Raw genomic sequence first — 15,963 nt, forward strand, 5'->3', positions numbered from 1 at the left:
TGGGATGAGCCAACATGACGGAACACAAAGACCCCTCCGCCATACCTGAAGTGACTCCGCCGGAAGAGCAGTTGACTCCCGGAACGGATGATAAAACTTCGACAGCAAGGAATAGAGGAACCCCTTTAGCCATTGTGGCCATTATCATTGCTCTGGCGACCGGTGCCGGAAGCTATTGGTACATTAAGCAGCAACAGAGTGCTGATGCTCAGTCGCTGTCGGCATTGAATGACAAACTGAATACGTTACAACAGCAGTCAGGCACTGCTCAGCAACAGCTGACAGAACAGCTATCTGCTGCCAACCAGGCGCTGCAGGATGCGAAACTGCGGCAGGAAACGACCAGCAAAGCGCTGGATACCCTGCAGGAAAAAGTGACAGCGCTAACCGGCAACGACAGTAATAACTGGCTGATAGCTCAGGCCGATTACCTGGTGAAACTGGCCGGACGTAAACTATGGAGCGACCAGGATGCGACCACTGCGGCAGCATTGCTGAAAAGTGCCGATGGCAGCCTGGCAGAGATGAATGATCCCAGTGTGCTGAATGTCCGTCGTGCATTAACTCAGGACATCAGTGCGTTATCTGCCGTCAGCCAGGTGGACTACGATGGCATTATTTTGCAGCTCAACCAGTTGGCTAACGGTGTTGATAATCTGCGACTGGCAGATAATGAAGACCATAACAATCCAATGGATGAGGACAGTAAAGAACTCTCCGGGTCTCTGGCTCACTGGCGCGAAAACCTGGTAAAAAGCTGGCATGATTTCATGGATAACTTTATTACTATCCGTCGTCGTGATAACACAGCTCAGCCACTGTTGGCCCCTAATCAGGATATTTATCTGCGGGAAAATATCCGTTCTTCGTTGCTGATAGCCGCACAGGCAGTTCCCCGCCATCAGCAGGAAATTTATAAACAGTCACTGGAATCCGTTTCTACCTGGGTACGCTCATGGTATGACGCCAGTGATCCGGCCACCAAAGCTTTCCTGGCTCAGATAGACACTCTTGAGCAGCAAACTATTGCAATGGATGTTCCGGATTCCCTCTCCAGCCAGCCATTGCTGGATAAGCTAATGCAAACCCGGGTGCGCGGTCTGCTCAGCCAGCCTTCACCTTCCCCTGAGCCGGTAGCCGGCAAACAGGGAGGCTGATGATGCTAAAAGTTTTGATTGTTTTTTTGCTGCTGCTGGCTGGCATCGTTCTTGGACCTATGCTCGCAGGTCATCAGGGCTATGTTCTGATTCAGACCGATAACTGGAATATTGAAACCAGCGTCACCGGACTGGTGATTATTCTGATTGTCGCACTGCTGGTTATTCTGGCCATCGAGTGGTTATTGCGCAGAGTGCTGCGTACCGGGATACGAACCCGTGGCTGGTTCAGTGGCCGTAAACGTCGTCGTGCACAGCGCCAGACACGTGATGCCCTGATCAAACTGGCGGAAGGTGATCATAAACAGGTTGAGAAACTGTTATCCCGTGATGCTGATTATGCGGCGGATCCGCTGGCTAACTATCTGCTGGCCGCCGAAGCCGCTCAACAGCGTGGCGATGAAGTCAGGGCAAACCAGCATCTGGAACGTGCCGCGGAAGTCAGTACCGATAACCAGATCCCGGTAGAAATCACCCGTGCCCGCATTCTGCTGGCTCGCCATGAAGATCACGCAGCCAGGCACTGCCTCGATCGACTGCTGGAGGTCGCGCCGCGGCATCCTGAGGTTCTGCGCCTGGCAGAGCAGGCTTATCTTAATACCGGAGCATGGCGGGCATTACTGGATATTCTGCCATCAATGGAGAAGGTACAAACCGGTAATGAGCAGCACTTGCAGGATTTACGTGAGCGGGCCTGGCTCGGCATGATGAATCAGGCCATGGCAGAACAAGGTAGTGAAGGTCTGAAACAGTGGTGGAAAAACCAAAGCCGCAAAACCCGCCAGGATATTTCCCTGCAGGTTGCCATGGCGAACCATCTGATTGAGTGTAATGACCCGCTGATGGCCCAGGAGATTGTACTGACCGGGCTCAAGCGTCAGTACGACGAACGTCTGATTCTGTTACTGCCAGGAATTAATAGTCCGCAACCAGAACCTCTGGAAAAAGCGTTGCGTCAGCAGATTAAACAACACGGTGCTACACCGCTGCTGAACAGTACCCTGGGACAAATGCTGATGCGCCAGGCCCAATGGCAGCAGGCTGCAGATGCCTTTACTCAGGCCCTGAAACAACGCCCGGATGGTTTTGATTATGCCTGGCTGGCAGATTGTTATGACAAGATTGGCCGTCCGGAAGAAGCCGCCCGCATGCGACGTGAAGGCCTGTTGCTGACACTTAAGCAGAATCCGGAACAGTAAATTTTACAATCCAAAGCGCCTTTCAAAGGCGCTTTTTTTTGGCAAAAAAAACACCTGCAATCAGGCAGGTGTAAAATCAGGTCGATAGACAACAGCTGATACCAGACTCAACGTAATATCTGAAATTCTCATCAATAATTTGTGAGATGGCAGATAACAGGTATCGGTAAAGGGCTCTGCTTCATTCCAGGGATTATGTGACCAACGTCAGACATAAAAAGGAGAATGAGCATCTACAAGCTCACTATTGCATGATCAATGCCAGATTGTCTTTTAATGAGCCGTAAAATCATATCTCATTGAATTTAATCATATAAATAAAACACAGACGGCAACACAGAAGCGGTACGGAAACAGCCTCTGTTCCGGTTTCGTCACCGAATGGCGACAAACCTCCCTGCTATATAAATAACTCATATTTATCATAAAGATAAATGTCTTCATTCGACGACAATCTGTTTATAAACCTGTGACTTTACAGCGACAGTTATCGATCAGTATTCTGTAGCCCGACTTTTCTTCTGGCCCGGACAGTTAGCCGGAGCCCTATTGAGCAGAGACAACTGCATGTTTAAAGTTATCGGTATCTCCGGAAGTTTGCGTAACAGTTCGCTGAACAGCCTTTTCCTGCGTGCTATGGCTCTGATTGCCCCGAAAGATATCAGTTTTGAAATCAGTGCATTGCCTGGAAATCTCCCGCTGTTTAACCCTGATCTTGAAGATGCAGCTCCTGAAATCGTCAGCCAGTGGCGACATGAATTACAGCAGGCAGATTTATTTTTAATCGTCAGTCCTGAATATGCACATGGGGTAAGCGGAGTAATCAAAAATGCTCTCGACTGGCTGGTAAGTAGCGGTGAATTGCTCGACAAGCCTGTCGCCATGCCAAACCTCTCGCCACGTACTGATCTGGCTCAGGGGCATCTAAGAGAAATTGTAACCGTAATGGGAGGGATGCTTTCAGATAGCTGCAGTCCGGCCGCAACTCTGGATTGCCGCTACGTTTTACCCGATATCACAGAACAACAATTAATCGATCATCCCCGGATTAGCCCACGCTTACAGCAACTATGGCAGGATATTTCCGACACACTGCACTCTTCATGACAGCATCTCAGAGGATATTGTTGCCTGTCTCTGAAGAGGATGATATCCCGTCAGCATGCTCCTGTTGCAGCCGGTGGGCGAATGCCAGGACGGCTTCACAGTCCTGACGGATATCTCCGTCTGAGGCGGTACACAGCGCTACCAGCGTCCGGGTCGCTGAAGATAGTTGGGGATAGCGGGTCATAAACTTTTCTGCATGTTGCTGCAGACTATCCGGCCAGTCGGTATCTTCCGCACCACGGAGAATACTGGTGGCCCGAATGGCTTTTCTGGCCGCAGATCTCAGCCATTGTCTCTGCCGGAGGGGAGCATCAGTGTTCTGAATCTGACAGACCAGTCTGCGTATGACGGCCATAAAGTCACCATTGACCGCCAGAGCAATTGCCGGCGAAGGTCTAAAAGGATCAAACCGCAGACTTAAATTTTCGCCGTACACGCAGACACAATGGTGTTTCAGCCAGTATCCCCAGCTCAGCCGGTTTTCATCGCTCAGTACCTCTGTCAGAACACCACAATCAAAATCGATTTTGCTCACCTGTGGGTGATTATTTTCGGCCAGCTTCTGAACAGCGTCTATTTTCTGTAATGTGGCAACATCCGGCTGGGTTGCGAAAATCACAGTCAGATCGAGATCTGACCGTCCCGGCAATGCATCCCCCCTCGCCACGCTGCCATAAATATAGATACTATGGATAAGTGTCGGAAACTGACTGGTTAGTCGGGTTATCACCTCAGCCACAACCCCGTCAAACACTGGTTGTATTCTGCCTGGCTGCGGGACACTGATAAACCCATTGAGCTCCACGGACATGATCACTCCATAATTTCCATTTCTTTCGTTATTTCACATGCCCGATAAGCCCGGTTAAGTGCCATACGACGGACAACGGAAGTTAACTCATTAAAGAACTCCCCCTGAACCGGTAACTGTATAACTCAGAACAGACGGCTTCCGTCAGGGACATCTTTGTCAGGTGCAAATAACACCACCTCTCCGGCAGCGTCCGGAAATCCTAAGGTCAGCACCTCGGACATAAACTTACCTATCTGCCGCGGCGGGAAATTAACCACCGCAGCCACTCGTCTGCCAGTCAGGTCCTGCAACTGATAATGGGTTGTAATTTGTGCACTGGAACGCTTTACCCCTATCCCGGGACCAAAATCAATGGTCAGTTTATAGGCCGGTTTACGGGCTTCAGGAAAGGCTTCAGCGGAGATGATTGTGCCGATACGAATATCCACTGCTAAAAACTGGTTAAAATCGATGGTGTCTGCAGGTGGGGTATCATGCGGGTGATTCAGGTGCATAACTATATCATCCTGTTATCTGGTGGGTAGAAACCGGGCAGAGCATCGTCAGCTGGCGGAAAATGGCAGTAACGATAACAGCCGCGTTGACAGGCTTTTTCATTAAATTACTGTAATTCAGGATGCACGCTTATAACAAGATTAGCGTCAAAAAACACCGGATTGCGAAGTTTCAGGCAGTCTCTGCAGAATAAGTTTTATAAAGTTTTTACTTCTGTCGATTGTGTATCCAGAAAAGGTAAGATCAGCGTTTCCATGCGGCAGTGGCGCCCCGGTCTTAATCAGTTGTCTTACCAGCTGGTATCTGTGATAAGCGAAAATGAGTTTATGCCAGAATGGTGGCAAAGCGATAAATTGATTCGCCCTCAATTTCAACTTTCTTAGCCTTCCACACACCGCCAGAATATATTAACCGGCTTCAGAATATCTTTGCTGTTTTATTATAAGCTCAGTTAAACCGGTCTAACTAAGATATGGCCCTGCTCAGACTGCAGGGCTACTCGCGGGCCGTTGCTAAAGCAACGTTGTCTCACTTCGTTCGGCTCAAACCTCCTGCGGAGGTTCTCATCCTCTTCAAACTACAGGCGTAAAAAAACCCGCTAAAAGCGGGTTTCTTCGAAAGTGGTCGGCGAGAGAGGATGATGCCCCTGCGGGCCGTTGCTAAAGCAACGTTGTCTCACTTCGTTCGGCTCAAACCTCCTGCGGAGGTTCTCATCCTCTTCAGACTACAGGCGTAAAAAAACCCGCTAAAAGCGGGTTTCTTCGAAAGTGGTCGGCGAGAGAGGATGATGCCCCTGCGGGCCGTTGCTAAAGCAACGTTGTCTCACTTCGTTCGGCTCAAACCTCCTGCGGAGGTTCTCATCCTCTTCAGACTACAGGCGTAAAAAAACCCGCTAAAAGCGGGTTTCTTCGAAAGTGGTCGGCGAGAGAGGATTCGAACCTCCGACCCACTGGTCCCAAACCAGTTGCGCTACCAAGCTGCGCTACTCGCCGAAATACTGCTTACTGCTGCATCTTTTGCCTGGTGCGAAGAGAGGGACTTGAACCCTCACGTCCGTAAGAACACTAACACCTGAAGCTAGCGCGTCTACCAATTCCGCCACCTTCGCATATCCAGCAAAAAATGGGGTGGCTAATGGGACTCGAACCCACGACAACTGGAATCACAATCCAGGGCTCTACCAACTGAGCTATAGCCACCATATTTTTCTTACTTCTTACAACGTAGCTAAAAACACCTTTACTACTCTCGCGGTAAATCACTGCAGCTCTTACGCTAACCAAAAATGGTGCGCCCGACAGGATTCGAACCTGAGACCTCTGCCTCCGGAGGGCAGCGCTCTATCCAGCTGAGCTACGGGCGCTTAGCGCCGTTGCGGATGCGGATATTACGGGGTTGAGCTAATCCTGTCTAGTGCTTTTTTAATAAAATTATTCATTTGCTTATCGTTTGCACAGTTTGACTGAAGATCCAGCACACTGAGCAACTTTTGCACTGAAATAATCTCCGGCACTATAAATCACCCCGCCAGTGATACTTTTGATAACGCAGCAATTGCCACTGCCGCCGCCAGCGTGAAGGTTGCTTTATCAGACGATATAACCACTCCAACCCCAGTTGCTGCCAGATTGCCGGCGCCCGTTTCACGACGCCACAGAAAACATCGTAAGTCCCCCCGACTCCCATATACAGAGCATCAGGATAAACTTCACGGCAACGGCGAATAAATAGCTCCTGTCGCGGTGAGCCCATCGCCACTGTGATAATTTTGGCACCACTGTCGGCAATATTCTGAATAACAGCTTCTGTTTGTTGCTCAGAAAAATAACCGTCGTGGCTGCCAGCGATATTAACCGGCCACAACCGGTGTAATTTATCGCAGGTCTGCCGCAACACCTCCGGCTTTCCACCCAGCAGATACACCGGTATCTTCCTCTCTGCGGCCTGTTGCATTAACTCCTGCCACAGATCGGCACCGGCAACTCTACGGATATCACTGCCCGGATACTTTTTTCTGACGGAACGAACAATGCTGATCCCGTCAGCATAGTTAAATTCGGCCTCAGACAGGATCTCCTGTAACAACGGATCTTTTTCGGCTGAGAGTATCTTTTCCGCATTAATCGCCACCAGCATCCCTCTGCGGGGCTTATCCGGAGGCAACAGGAACTCAGCGAATTGTTTCACTGAACGGAAACCGTATAGCGACACCCCCCGAATCCGGTACGGAGGGGAACCAGGGTATTTATTCATTACCTTCTACAATCCAGAGGTTATTGATTTTTAAATGTTAATACTGTGTCAGTGACCGGCGTTTTGCGTTGCCGAATGACACCTGCACTGTCCAGCAACCAGAACAACAGTTTGGCCACCACCAGGCAGAATAAAAAAATAACGCTAAAAAACACGATTCTTGACCCGAAAGCATCCAGCCCTTCGCGTGCCAGCACTATCAGATTGAAAATGGCTCCGAAACAAAAGCTATTCAGCACTGCCGCAGTGTAACGGTTAGACTCCTGCATCGCCCGGCGATAAATATAATCGAAGCCACGAATGATAAATCCTACGACCACCGCTCCCGGAATCAACAGCCACACTCCGCCCATCACCACCAGCGAACCAATCAGTGTGGGTGATATCGCCAGCCCGGAATGGTTATGCAATACATCCCAGGTAAAGTAGTTGGCGCTGTTCAGAACCTCTGACGGGCGACCGTGCCACAGCCATGAGGGAATAAACACATAAAAATCCCGCCACATCGGTGCCAGCCCCTGAAACTCAATCCGGTGATAATGGCTCAGTAACAGGGCAAGATTTTCCCACGGAGAAAAGGTATCCCGCGTGAGATACAAAAATGTATGGAATGCCTCATCGCCCGAGACCTGCAGGTTATAACGGCGCAAGGCCAGCCAGAACATGCCTACTACCGACAAAACACCCGCCGATACCAGCATGGTGAGATTAATCCAGCCCCGGGTAATACCAATAAACAAAAACAGGGCAAACGCGATAATGACATTGGCCCGGGTGCCCCCGACAATCAGATAAGTCAGTAATCCAAAACTGACAGTATATCCGAGGAATATTAACCAGTTCTTACGGGTCGGCTTGAGGAAATAGACAATAAGCATCGCCGGAATAAAGAAATAAAAAAACCGCTTGAGCGCCACCCCGGAAACCTGACTGGAAAATATCTGGCTGTAGGAACTCAGCCGGAACAGCAGGAAACCATTATGCATAAAGAACACCCCGACGGTGCCGATAGCAATCAGCGCCAACAGGCTACAGAAAATCAACGTTTCAACCCGGTTCATGCTAAACAACGGCGGCGCAGTGGCGACAGCAGGACGACGGAATTTTAGCTTATAACTCAGATAGTAAACTCCATAAAAACCGGTAGCAGACAACAATGCTGCCAGTAAATATTCGGGGGAAACGACCGGAGTATCAAAACAGAACACCAGCAGGCAGGTAAGCGGAAAACCAAAGTAGAAAGTCAGCAAAAACAGCAGAGTAAAGAACAGATGGAAGTTAAACCGCTCCCGGCGAAACTCTTTTGCCGCCAGTACCAGCACAAAACCCAGGCAACAAAGATAAACCAGCGTGAGCCCGGAAAGCTGTAATAAATTCATGATACCGCCCCCTGTTCCAGTTGTACCAGCATCCGGTGCCACCCTTCCAGATACCCCGGAGAAAGAAAGGCAATGGCGGTTTTATCGCAGCTGGCTAACTGCCGTCGGGCTTCATTAATTGCCGCCAGTGACAGGTCATCACCGCGAAATAATACCGGCAGCTGTTGTTCGGTCAAATCCTGCCAGAACGGATTATCACGGCTGACCACGAACGGAATGTTTTTCTCAATCAGCAGGCAGAGAGTACCAATCCCCTGCTGACGTTTAAAAATAAAATAGCCTAAACGGCAGCTATCCAGTAACGCCAGATAAGCCGGAAAATCCAGGGTTTCGGTGAGTAATGTCACCTGCCCTTCAGGAAAATAGTGTTCAGCCACAGACCTGACCCGGGCAATATATGCCTCATTACCCGCCGGATATCCCATAGGTACCATGACCCGTATCTGTTGACCGAACTGCTGCCGGATATCGGCCAGAGCCTCTGCATGGCGATTCGTCGGGTCCCCTGAATTTCCTAACAGGATAGTCAGTGGCTGCTCATCCTCCGTCACTGCAACTGGCGGGGAAGAGGATGGCATACGGGCCGGAAAATAGAGCAGTGAAGCAGGTACCGAAGCCACACGTTGTCGCAAATGACTGATATCTCCCCGGGTCGCCCAGACACTGGCCACCCGTTTTTGGGCTATACGGCGCAGCAGATAAAACAGGCGGAAACGTAGCTGCCGGGAATCCTCATATAAATCAGCCCCCCAGATATGCCAGTGCAACTGGTGGCGGGCAATTTTCCGGCTGGCTAAGGCCAGCCACAACCAGGGATTAAACTGCCCATGGCAAAAAAATTGTTGTTGCCGGTTTTCCGCTAACTCCACTACTGCCTGTGCCAGACTATTTTTGTCAGGAAATACCTGCACATCCAGCATTGTAAATCCCGCAACTGACTGAGGGTCCTGAGCAACCACCATAAATTTTCGGGCACGGGTGGCAGGAATCTGCACTGACAACTGCTGGTCAAAGAAACGCAGCACGGTCAGGTTATGATGCGGAATATCCGACCCCAGCAGATGAATTAAGCTTGTCATTTTCGGTACCAATACATAAACACCGCCCCACACAGGGCAAAATAGAGCATATAAGTCAGACAATAGGCCTGAACTGCTCCGCTAACACCGTGCATCGGAATCAGCCAGCTGGCGCTGGCAAGCAGCAACACAAACTGGCTCAGCTCGGTGAGCAAATAGAAACGTAAAGAGGCTTTGGCAATGACCAGGTAACCAAATACGTAGGCACCTACCTTAAAAAAGTCACCGGTTAATTGCCAGACAAACAAATCGCGCATTGCGGCGAACTTCGCAGTAAATAACAGCCAGATCGCAACATCCCGCAACAGCCAGACCAGTAATGCCACTCCGGCGACGACTGGCATAACAAAGCGCAATGCCCGAAAAATAACGCGCCCGGTCGCCTGCTTGTCACTTTGTTTTGCCAGCGTTGGCAGCAACCAGACACTAAAAGTCGCAGTAATAAATTGCAACCAGGCGTCCGAAATGCTGCTAACTCCCTGCCAGAGTCCCACCTGTTGCCAGCCGGTATGCGCTGCCAGCAGGTTACGCATCATAATCCACGCGACCGGAAGGGTGATGGCGGTCATCAGTGCCATGAGGGTATATCTGAGCAACTGAGCCGCCAGCCGGGGATCCCAGCGAGGAATAAACCAGCTCCATTGCAAGGTAGTACCTGATTTCAGCAAAGCAATCGCAGGTATCAGACTGATAGCCGGAACCAGCGCGATTCCGGCCAGAGCTCCGGAGTAGCCCCCGACCAGCCAGCACAACAGATAGCCTGCCACACCGAGCAGGCTGCCTCCGGCCACAACCAGCGCATTGGCCCGTGCATTTCGGTACCCTTTTAGCTGTGACTGCAGCAGGTTAGTCCAGGCAATACCAATCTGCAGAAAAGCGACAATACGGATTACCTGGCGGTACTGGTCGCTGCCAAACAACAACTCACTGATTGGTGCCGCCGCCAGACTGAAAACCACACATAACAACAGCGAAAAGCCAATGATTATCGAGGAGGAGGTCGCCGTCAGTGCCTGCAACTTATCTGGCTGATCCTGATATTCAGCAACATAACGAGTGACCCCATTGAATATCCCGGCTCCGGCCAGAACCCCCAGTACCGTAACCATCTGGCGAAAATTCCCAGCCAGCCCGATACCTTCAGGGCCATAACTGACAGCCAGTAGTTTAACCACCAGCAACCCGGCCAGAATTTTGATAAGCGTTGAAAAGGAGGTCCAGACAGAGGCTTTTGCCAGCGACATTAGTGCAGAAAGCTCATCAGTGAGCCGATAACCGTTTTCTGGTTATTATCCGACAGATTATAAAACAGCGGTAAGCGCAACAGCCGTTCACTTTCCACAGTAGTGTAGCGGTCGGTCCCGTGAAAGCGTCCGAACTGTTGTCCGGCAGGAGAACTATGCAGTGGAATATAGTGGAATACCGCTAAAATATCGGCTTCTTTCATCCAGTCAATTAAACGTGAACGGACCGAATTATCTGCCAGACGAATATAAAACATATGCGCATTATGGGTACAGTTTTCAGGAACCGACGGCAGCGACAACCGCCCCTGTTGCTCCAGCGGTAATAATGCCTGGTAGTACTGATTCCATAACGTCAGCCGTCGCTGATTAATCTGTTCCGCAGCCTCAAGTTGAGCCCAGAGGTACGCTGCCTGCAAGTCTGACATCAGATAGCTGGAGCCCAGATCCCGCCAGGTGTATTTATCTGTCTGACCACGAAAAAACTGGCTACGGTTAGTTCCTTTCTCACGAATAATTTCCGCTCTGGCAACCAGCGACTCATCATTAATCAGTGTCGCACCACCTTCCCCGCCCGCAGTATAGTTTTTAGTTTCGTGAAAACTAAAACAACCAATATGACCGATAGTCCCTAGTGGCCGGCCTTTATAGGAGGACATCACCGCCTGGGCTGCGTCCTCTATCAGAAACAGGTGATGCTTTTCGCAAAGACTGACAATACTATCCATTTCGCAGGCAACCCCGGCATAATGCACCGCAACAACCGCGCGGGTTTTTTCGGTAATCGCTGCTTCAATCAGAGTTTCATCAATATTGAGTGTATCCGGACGGATATCGACGAACACAATTTTCGCCCCGCGCAGCACAAAAGCATTAGCCGTTGATACAAAGGTATAACCCGGCATAATCACTTCATCGCCGGGCACAATATTAATCAGCAATGCGGCCATTTCCAGTGACGCGGTGCAGGACGGGGTCAACAGTACTTTATGACTGCCGAAACGCTGTTCCATCCATTGCTGGCAGCGTCGGGTGAAGCCACCGTCACCGCTGAGTTTGCCACTGGACATCGCCGACTGCATATACTCAATTTCGCTGCCGGTCACCGGGGGGGAATTAAAGGGAATCATCTGTTTTCCTGTATAGCCAATAGGCGGTATTTTCCAGTCGGGCACCGCTACGCAGGTAGAGACGCATCGCCACAACGTTACTGAGTTGAGTCGTAATATGCAGATGCCGGAGTCGTCTTACTCTTCCCCAGTCGGCAGCAGCGTACAAGAGTCGCTGACCAATACCTTTACCTCTGGCTTCGGGGACCACTGCCAATAACCCGATACGGGCATCTTCACCAGTTTCGCGGACCGACACAAATCCCTGCAACTCTCCACCGGCGCCAAAAGCCACCAGGCACTGGTCATCAAACCGCCCGGTGACGGCATTTTCTATCCACTGCGCATAAAAACGCTGGCAATCAGCACTGTTGAACCATGGGGAGCGGAAACGGCTTTGTACGAATGCCTGGGATGCTGCCTGGCGTAATTCCGGGATTTGGCTTTCACGGGCAATGCGGATACCTGGCTGGCGCTCAGTTTGTAAAATCGCCAGAACCAGCCCGGCTTCACCCTCTGCCAGTTGGAAACCCAGTTGATTAGCAATCGCCAGCCCGGAATGATCTTCTGCCGCGATTCTGGCCTGCACCAGACGATAGCGATCCAATTCCCCGGTCTGCAGGGGCTGAGTTCCCCCGGGGACCAGACGGCCGATTGGATGACCAAAAAATTCTGATTCCCATTCGAGCGTCACAATACTGCCATTTATTTGCATTTCAGCCCCCGATAACTGCCCGTCAGCCTTCACCGCCCCGCTCCCGTGCTAAACCCAAATGCCACGGGTATCAACTATCCGGTGTCCGGCCAATAGCTGCTGATCAATCGTTTTAAATTGCCGGTGGTCAACCAGCATGACCAGAATATCTGCCTGTTGCAAAGCGGCTTCACTGTCGACCAGCATAACCTCGCCTGACAGCAACGACGGCAGTTGCGTAATATTGGGTTCGACAGCCAGCACCGGCCCCTGATGCCACTGGCTAATCATCTGTACCACATTCAGTGCCGGACTTTCGCGTAAATCATCAATATCGGCTTTAAAAGACAATCCAAAACAGGCGATAGTAATCTCAGTTGCACGTTGTGACGTTGTGTTCAGGCAATCTGCCAGTTGCTGCTTCACCTGATTTACCACCCATTCAGGCTTACTGTCGTTCACCTGGCGTGCCGTTCGTATCAGCCGGCTCTGCTGTGGGTTCTGAGCCACAATAAACCAGGGATCGACTGCAATACAATGACCACCGACGCCCGGGCCTGGTTGCAGGATATTCACCCGCGGATGGCGGTTAGCCAGTGCAATCAGTTGCCATACATTTATCTGCTGTTCGTGACAAATCATCGACAGTTCGTTAGCAAAAGCGATGTTAACGTCCCGGAAACTGTTCTCGGTCAGTTTACACATTTCGGCAGTACGGTCATCGGTCACGACACACTCCCCGCGGACAAACTGCTGATACAGCTGGCGCGCTCTGGCGGAACACGCCGGTGTCATACCCCCGATGACACGGTCATTGTTCACCAGCTCACTCATAATTTTGCCCGGCAGTACCCGCTCAGGGCAGTAAGCAATATGGATATCGGGTTGCTGGCTATGTTGCGGAAACAGCAGATCAGGGCGGAGTGCCGCCAGCCATCCCGCCATCTGTCCGGTACTCCCGACCGGGCAGGTAGATTCGAGTATCACCAGATCACCTTTTTTCAGTACTCCGGCAACAGACTCAGCCGCAGTACGGACATAGCTTAAATCAGGCTGGTGTTGATCACGGAATGGCGTAGGGACCGCAATCAGAAATGCATCGGCCGGCTGCGGGGAAGTCGATGCCCGTAAATATCCGCCGCTAACCGCTTCTGCCACTTTCTCTGCCAGATCGGGTTCCACAATGTGTATTTCACCACGATTGATAATATCTACTGTCTGTGGGTTGATATCGACCCCAATGACATTTGTTTTCTCAGAGGCAAGCACTACTGCTGTTGGCAGACCAATATAGCCAAGGCCGACAACAGAAATTGTTTTAAAACTCATAAATTTACTCTGTGCTGTTTTAATATCTTTATAATTTCCCGGCAGGCCAGCCCGTCACCATAAGGGTTATGGGCCCGGCTCATCTGCCGCCAGGCATCGGAGTGTTGTAATAATCGCGAAGCTTCCGCGACGATTTTATCGCTGTCTGTGCCCACTAACCGCACGGTTCCGGCATCCACCGCTTCCGGACGTTCAGTCGTGTCACGCATTACCAGCACCGGAATCCCTAATGCCGGAGCCTCCTCCTGTATTCCGCCCGAGTCGGTCAGAATCAGATGAGCTTTATTCATCAGCCAGACAAAAGGCAGATAATCCTGGGGCTCAATAAGATAGATATTACTGATGCCGCTGAGTATCTGCTTTACCGGGGTACTGACATTCGGATTAAGGTGTACCGGATAAACGATTTGCACCTGAGGATGGCGAACAGCAAGTTCTGCCAGGGCACTGCAAATACGTTCAAATCCTCCGCCGAAGCTTTCACGCCGGTGGCCGGTGACCAGAATCATCGGTCGTCCGCTTTCCAGGAATGGATAACGTGTCGCCAACTGCTGACTAAGTACCTCATCACTGCAGATTTTGTCCCTGACCCACAGCAATGCATCAATCACCGTATTACCGGTGACAAAGACCTGTTCCGCTGGAATATTTTCCCGTAGCAGATTTTGTCGCGAACGCTCCGTGGGTGCAAAATGGAAACGGGCAAGGTGACCGGCAACCTTTCGGTTCCCCTCTTCCGGCCAGGGCGAAAGCAAATTTCCGGTACGCAAACCAGCTTCCACATGTCCGAGGGTGATTCGTTGATAGTAAGCTGCCAGACTGACCGCCATTGTGGTGGTGGTATCACCATGCACCAGCACGATATCGGGGCGAAAGTCTGATAATACCTGCTGCATTCCTTCCAGAATACGACAAGTCAGCATCGTAAGATCCTGACCTGGCCGCATAATATCCAAATCATAATCGGGTTGCAGGCTGAATAGTCTCAGAACCTGATCGAGCATTTCGCGGTGCTGAGCTGTCACACACAACCGGGAATTAATCTCTTTATCGGCGGCCAGAGCATTAACCAGAGGAGCCATTTTTATCGCTTCAGGGCGCGTGCCAAATACCGTCAATACTTTCACACAGGATTCCTTATTTTCCGGATATCTGTCTGCTGACATATTTTCACTTACCGGCGGGCAATGGCGATGACCGCCCCGATAAACAACCCGGTCATTCCCCACAATGCCATTAATAATAACAGACGCGGACTTTCAGGGCTGACAGGGGGTTCCGGTGAGCGCAGGTAGCGCCATGTCTGAATATCATCAGACAGTACCGGCGTTGGCTTCAGGCTATCCAGTAACGCTTTATTTTGCTGATAATCTTCAGCAAGAGAAACCGTACCTTCATCAGAGGCTGCAGCAATTCCGTGCTTATCCGCAGTCTCTCCCTGCAAAGCATCCACTGCAGCCTTCTGCCTGATCAGTTCGTTCTGGTGCAACTGCCAGGCATTCTGCCACTCTTCATTCAGATTACTGTTCAGGCTGTGAATCGCCCGCTGACTGGCAAACTGCACATACTGGTTGAGCAACTTTGCGGAATCCGGGGCATTATCAGCCAGTAAAACCAGAGTATCACGGGTACCCCGCAGCGGTTCAGCAGCCTGAAAACGAATATTGCCGATAAGCTTATTCAGGATGACAGCACGTTGGCCTTCATGCTGATTAAGTTGTCGGTGAAAATACTCTGACTGTAACCAGAAATCACGGCGACTATCCCAGGACGCGAGCTGCAATAAAAACTCCTGATAAGCTTCGTCAGTGATCGTCGCAGCAGCGGCAGCAGGCGTATGGCTGTCTTCCAGTGTCGCCAGTAACTGGCGCTGAGTATAGTAAGGCGCTATCTGGCTAACCGAAGGACGGTCAACAATCGCTGTGGCACTCCATACCTGAGTAGCCCATTGCGCATAGCCTGCGGCTAGCAATACTCCTGCCACTGCCAGGCCAATTATCCAGCCCTTACCCCGCCACAACCGACTGACCAGTAGTGGAATGTTTAATTCATTTTCCACAGAGGGAGACACCATACCAGGGAGATCCTTATCGCAATTGAAACA

Annotated in this window: 14 protein-coding genes, 4 tRNA genes and 2 other RNA genes; 3 read left to right on the forward strand and 17 right to left on the reverse strand. The window is 50.9% G+C overall.

Annotation, left to right across the window (positions count from 1 at the left end):
- Positions 1 to 14 precede the first annotated feature (14 nt).
- The 3 genes from hemX to A7K98_RS18905 all read left to right on the forward strand — a co-directional run bounded on the left by hemX (position 15) and on the right by A7K98_RS18905 (position 3,463).
- Positions 15 to 1,157 carry a uroporphyrinogen-III C-methyltransferase gene (gene hemX, locus A7K98_RS18895; RefSeq protein WP_087489935.1) on the forward strand — a complete coding sequence of 381 codons (1,143 nt, stop codon included), beginning with the start codon at positions 15 to 17 and terminating at the stop codon, positions 1,155 to 1,157.
- A 2-nt stretch (positions 1,158 to 1,159) separates the two neighbouring features.
- A complete protein-coding gene (gene hemY / locus A7K98_RS18900; protein ID WP_087490593.1) occupies positions 1,160 to 2,356 on the forward strand; it encodes a protoheme IX biogenesis protein HemY in 1,197 nt (398 codons plus the stop codon).
- Between the two features lie 567 nt (positions 2,357 to 2,923).
- Positions 2,924 to 3,463: an NADPH-dependent FMN reductase gene (locus A7K98_RS18905; RefSeq protein WP_087489936.1), complete on the forward strand. Its 540-nt coding sequence runs from the start codon at positions 2,924 to 2,926 to the stop codon at positions 3,461 to 3,463.
- A gap of 7 nt (positions 3,464 to 3,470) precedes the next feature.
- Here A7K98_RS18905 and A7K98_RS18910 read toward each other — a convergent pair whose 3' ends face one another.
- From A7K98_RS18910 to A7K98_RS18990, 17 genes are all read right to left on the reverse strand, one after another.
- A complete protein-coding gene (locus tag A7K98_RS18910) occupies positions 3,471 to 4,274 on the reverse strand; it encodes a nucleotidyltransferase domain-containing protein (protein WP_087489937.1) in 804 nt (267 codons plus the stop codon).
- A gap of 125 nt (positions 4,275 to 4,399) precedes the next feature.
- Positions 4,400 to 4,771 (reverse strand): tRNA-binding protein, encoded by a 372-nt coding sequence (locus A7K98_RS18915; protein WP_087489938.1) that lies wholly within the window; start codon positions 4,769 to 4,771, stop codon positions 4,400 to 4,402.
- Positions 4,772 to 5,393: 622 nt separating this feature from the next.
- Positions 5,394 to 5,507: non-coding RNA, RtT sRNA (locus A7K98_RS18920), on the reverse strand.
- Positions 5,508 to 5,540: 33 nt separating this feature from the next.
- A non-coding RNA gene (locus A7K98_RS18925) (RtT sRNA) lies at positions 5,541 to 5,654 on the reverse strand.
- Positions 5,655 to 5,687: 33 nt separating this feature from the next.
- Positions 5,688 to 5,764, reverse strand: a tRNA-Pro gene (locus A7K98_RS18930).
- 29 nt (positions 5,765 to 5,793) lie between these two features.
- Positions 5,794 to 5,880, reverse strand: a tRNA-Leu gene (locus A7K98_RS18935).
- A gap of 15 nt (positions 5,881 to 5,895) precedes the next feature.
- Positions 5,896 to 5,971 (reverse strand) — tRNA-His (locus tag A7K98_RS18940).
- A gap of 87 nt (positions 5,972 to 6,058) precedes the next feature.
- A tRNA-Arg gene (locus A7K98_RS18945) sits at positions 6,059 to 6,135 on the reverse strand.
- A 149-nt stretch (positions 6,136 to 6,284) separates the two neighbouring features.
- Positions 6,285 to 7,025 (reverse strand): lipopolysaccharide N-acetylmannosaminouronosyltransferase, encoded by a 741-nt coding sequence (gene wecG, locus A7K98_RS18950; protein WP_087489939.1) that lies wholly within the window; start codon positions 7,023 to 7,025, stop codon positions 6,285 to 6,287.
- A gap of 20 nt (positions 7,026 to 7,045) precedes the next feature.
- Complete coding sequence (gene wzyE, locus A7K98_RS18955; protein WP_087489940.1) at positions 7,046 to 8,404, reverse strand: ECA oligosaccharide polymerase; 1,359 nt, start codon at positions 8,402 to 8,404, stop codon at positions 7,046 to 7,048.
- Positions 8,401 to 9,483 (reverse strand): TDP-N-acetylfucosamine:lipid II N-acetylfucosaminyltransferase, encoded by a 1,083-nt coding sequence (locus A7K98_RS18960; protein WP_087489941.1) that lies wholly within the window; start codon positions 9,481 to 9,483, stop codon positions 8,401 to 8,403. Before A7K98_RS18960 ends, wzyE begins: the two co-directional genes overlap by 4 nt.
- Positions 9,480 to 10,727, reverse strand: a complete 1,248-nt coding sequence (gene wzxE / locus A7K98_RS18965; protein ID WP_087489942.1) for a lipid III flippase WzxE — start codon at positions 10,725 to 10,727, stop codon at positions 9,480 to 9,482. Before wzxE ends, A7K98_RS18960 begins: the two co-directional genes overlap by 4 nt.
- Positions 10,727 to 11,857, reverse strand: a complete 1,131-nt coding sequence (gene rffA / locus A7K98_RS18970; protein ID WP_087489943.1) for a dTDP-4-amino-4,6-dideoxygalactose transaminase — start codon at positions 11,855 to 11,857, stop codon at positions 10,727 to 10,729. Before rffA ends, wzxE begins: the two co-directional genes overlap by 1 nt.
- Entirely contained in the window at positions 11,844 to 12,551 is a 708-nt protein-coding gene (gene rffC, locus A7K98_RS18975; RefSeq protein ID WP_087490594.1) for a dTDP-4-amino-4,6-dideoxy-D-galactose acyltransferase, read from the reverse strand. Before rffC ends, rffA begins: the two co-directional genes overlap by 14 nt.
- 48 nt (positions 12,552 to 12,599) lie before the next feature.
- Entirely contained in the window at positions 12,600 to 13,859 is a 1,260-nt protein-coding gene (wecC, locus tag A7K98_RS18980) for a UDP-N-acetyl-D-mannosamine dehydrogenase (protein WP_087489944.1), read from the reverse strand.
- Positions 13,856 to 14,986, reverse strand: a complete 1,131-nt coding sequence (wecB, locus tag A7K98_RS18985) for a non-hydrolyzing UDP-N-acetylglucosamine 2-epimerase (protein ID WP_087490595.1) — start codon at positions 14,984 to 14,986, stop codon at positions 13,856 to 13,858. The genes wecC and wecB overlap by 4 nt, the downstream gene beginning before the upstream one ends.
- A 47-nt stretch (positions 14,987 to 15,033) precedes the next feature.
- The gene (locus A7K98_RS18990; protein ID WP_157666017.1) at positions 15,034 to 15,933 is read right to left on the reverse strand and encodes a Wzz/FepE/Etk N-terminal domain-containing protein; all 900 of its coding nucleotides are present in this window, start codon (positions 15,931 to 15,933) and stop codon (positions 15,034 to 15,036) included.
- Between the last annotated feature and the right edge of the window lie 30 nt (positions 15,934 to 15,963).

Source organism: Tatumella citrea (assembly GCF_002163585.1).
In the GTDB taxonomy this organism is placed as follows: Bacteria; Pseudomonadota; Gammaproteobacteria; order Enterobacterales; family Enterobacteriaceae; genus Tatumella; species Tatumella citrea.

Bases quoted from the DNA above. Each gene is read 5' to 3' on its own strand.
- wecC (WP_087489944.1), bottom strand. From the start codon at position 13,859: ATGAGTTTTAAAACAATTTCTGTTGTCGGCCTTGGCTATATTGGTCTG.
- rffC (WP_087490594.1), bottom strand. From the start codon at position 12,551: ATGCAAATAAATGGCAGTATTGTGACGCTCGAATGGGAATCAGAATTT.
- wecG (WP_087489939.1), bottom strand. From the start codon at position 7,025: ATGAATAAATACCCTGGTTCCCCTCCGTACCGGATTCGGGGGGTGTCG.
- wzxE (WP_087489942.1), bottom strand. From the start codon at position 10,727: ATGTCGCTGGCAAAAGCCTCTGTCTGGACCTCCTTTTCAACGCTTATC.
- A7K98_RS18910 (WP_087489937.1), bottom strand. From the start codon at position 4,274: ATGTCCGTGGAGCTCAATGGGTTTATCAGTGTCCCGCAGCCAGGCAGA.
- hemY (WP_087490593.1), top strand. From the start codon at position 1,160: ATGCTAAAAGTTTTGATTGTTTTTTTGCTGCTGCTGGCTGGCATCGTT.
- A7K98_RS18915 (WP_087489938.1), bottom strand. From the start codon at position 4,771: ATGCACCTGAATCACCCGCATGATACCCCACCTGCAGACACCATCGAT.
- hemX (WP_087489935.1), top strand. From the start codon at position 15: ATGACGGAACACAAAGACCCCTCCGCCATACCTGAAGTGACTCCGCCG.
- A7K98_RS18990 (WP_157666017.1), bottom strand. From the start codon at position 15,933: ATGGTGTCTCCCTCTGTGGAAAATGAATTAAACATTCCACTACTGGTC.
- rffA (WP_087489943.1), bottom strand. From the start codon at position 11,857: ATGATTCCCTTTAATTCCCCCCCGGTGACCGGCAGCGAAATTGAGTAT.
- A7K98_RS18905 (WP_087489936.1), top strand. From the start codon at position 2,924: ATGTTTAAAGTTATCGGTATCTCCGGAAGTTTGCGTAACAGTTCGCTG.
- wzyE (WP_087489940.1), bottom strand. From the start codon at position 8,404: ATGAATTTATTACAGCTTTCCGGGCTCACGCTGGTTTATCTTTGTTGC.
- A7K98_RS18960 (WP_087489941.1), bottom strand. From the start codon at position 9,483: ATGACAAGCTTAATTCATCTGCTGGGGTCGGATATTCCGCATCATAAC.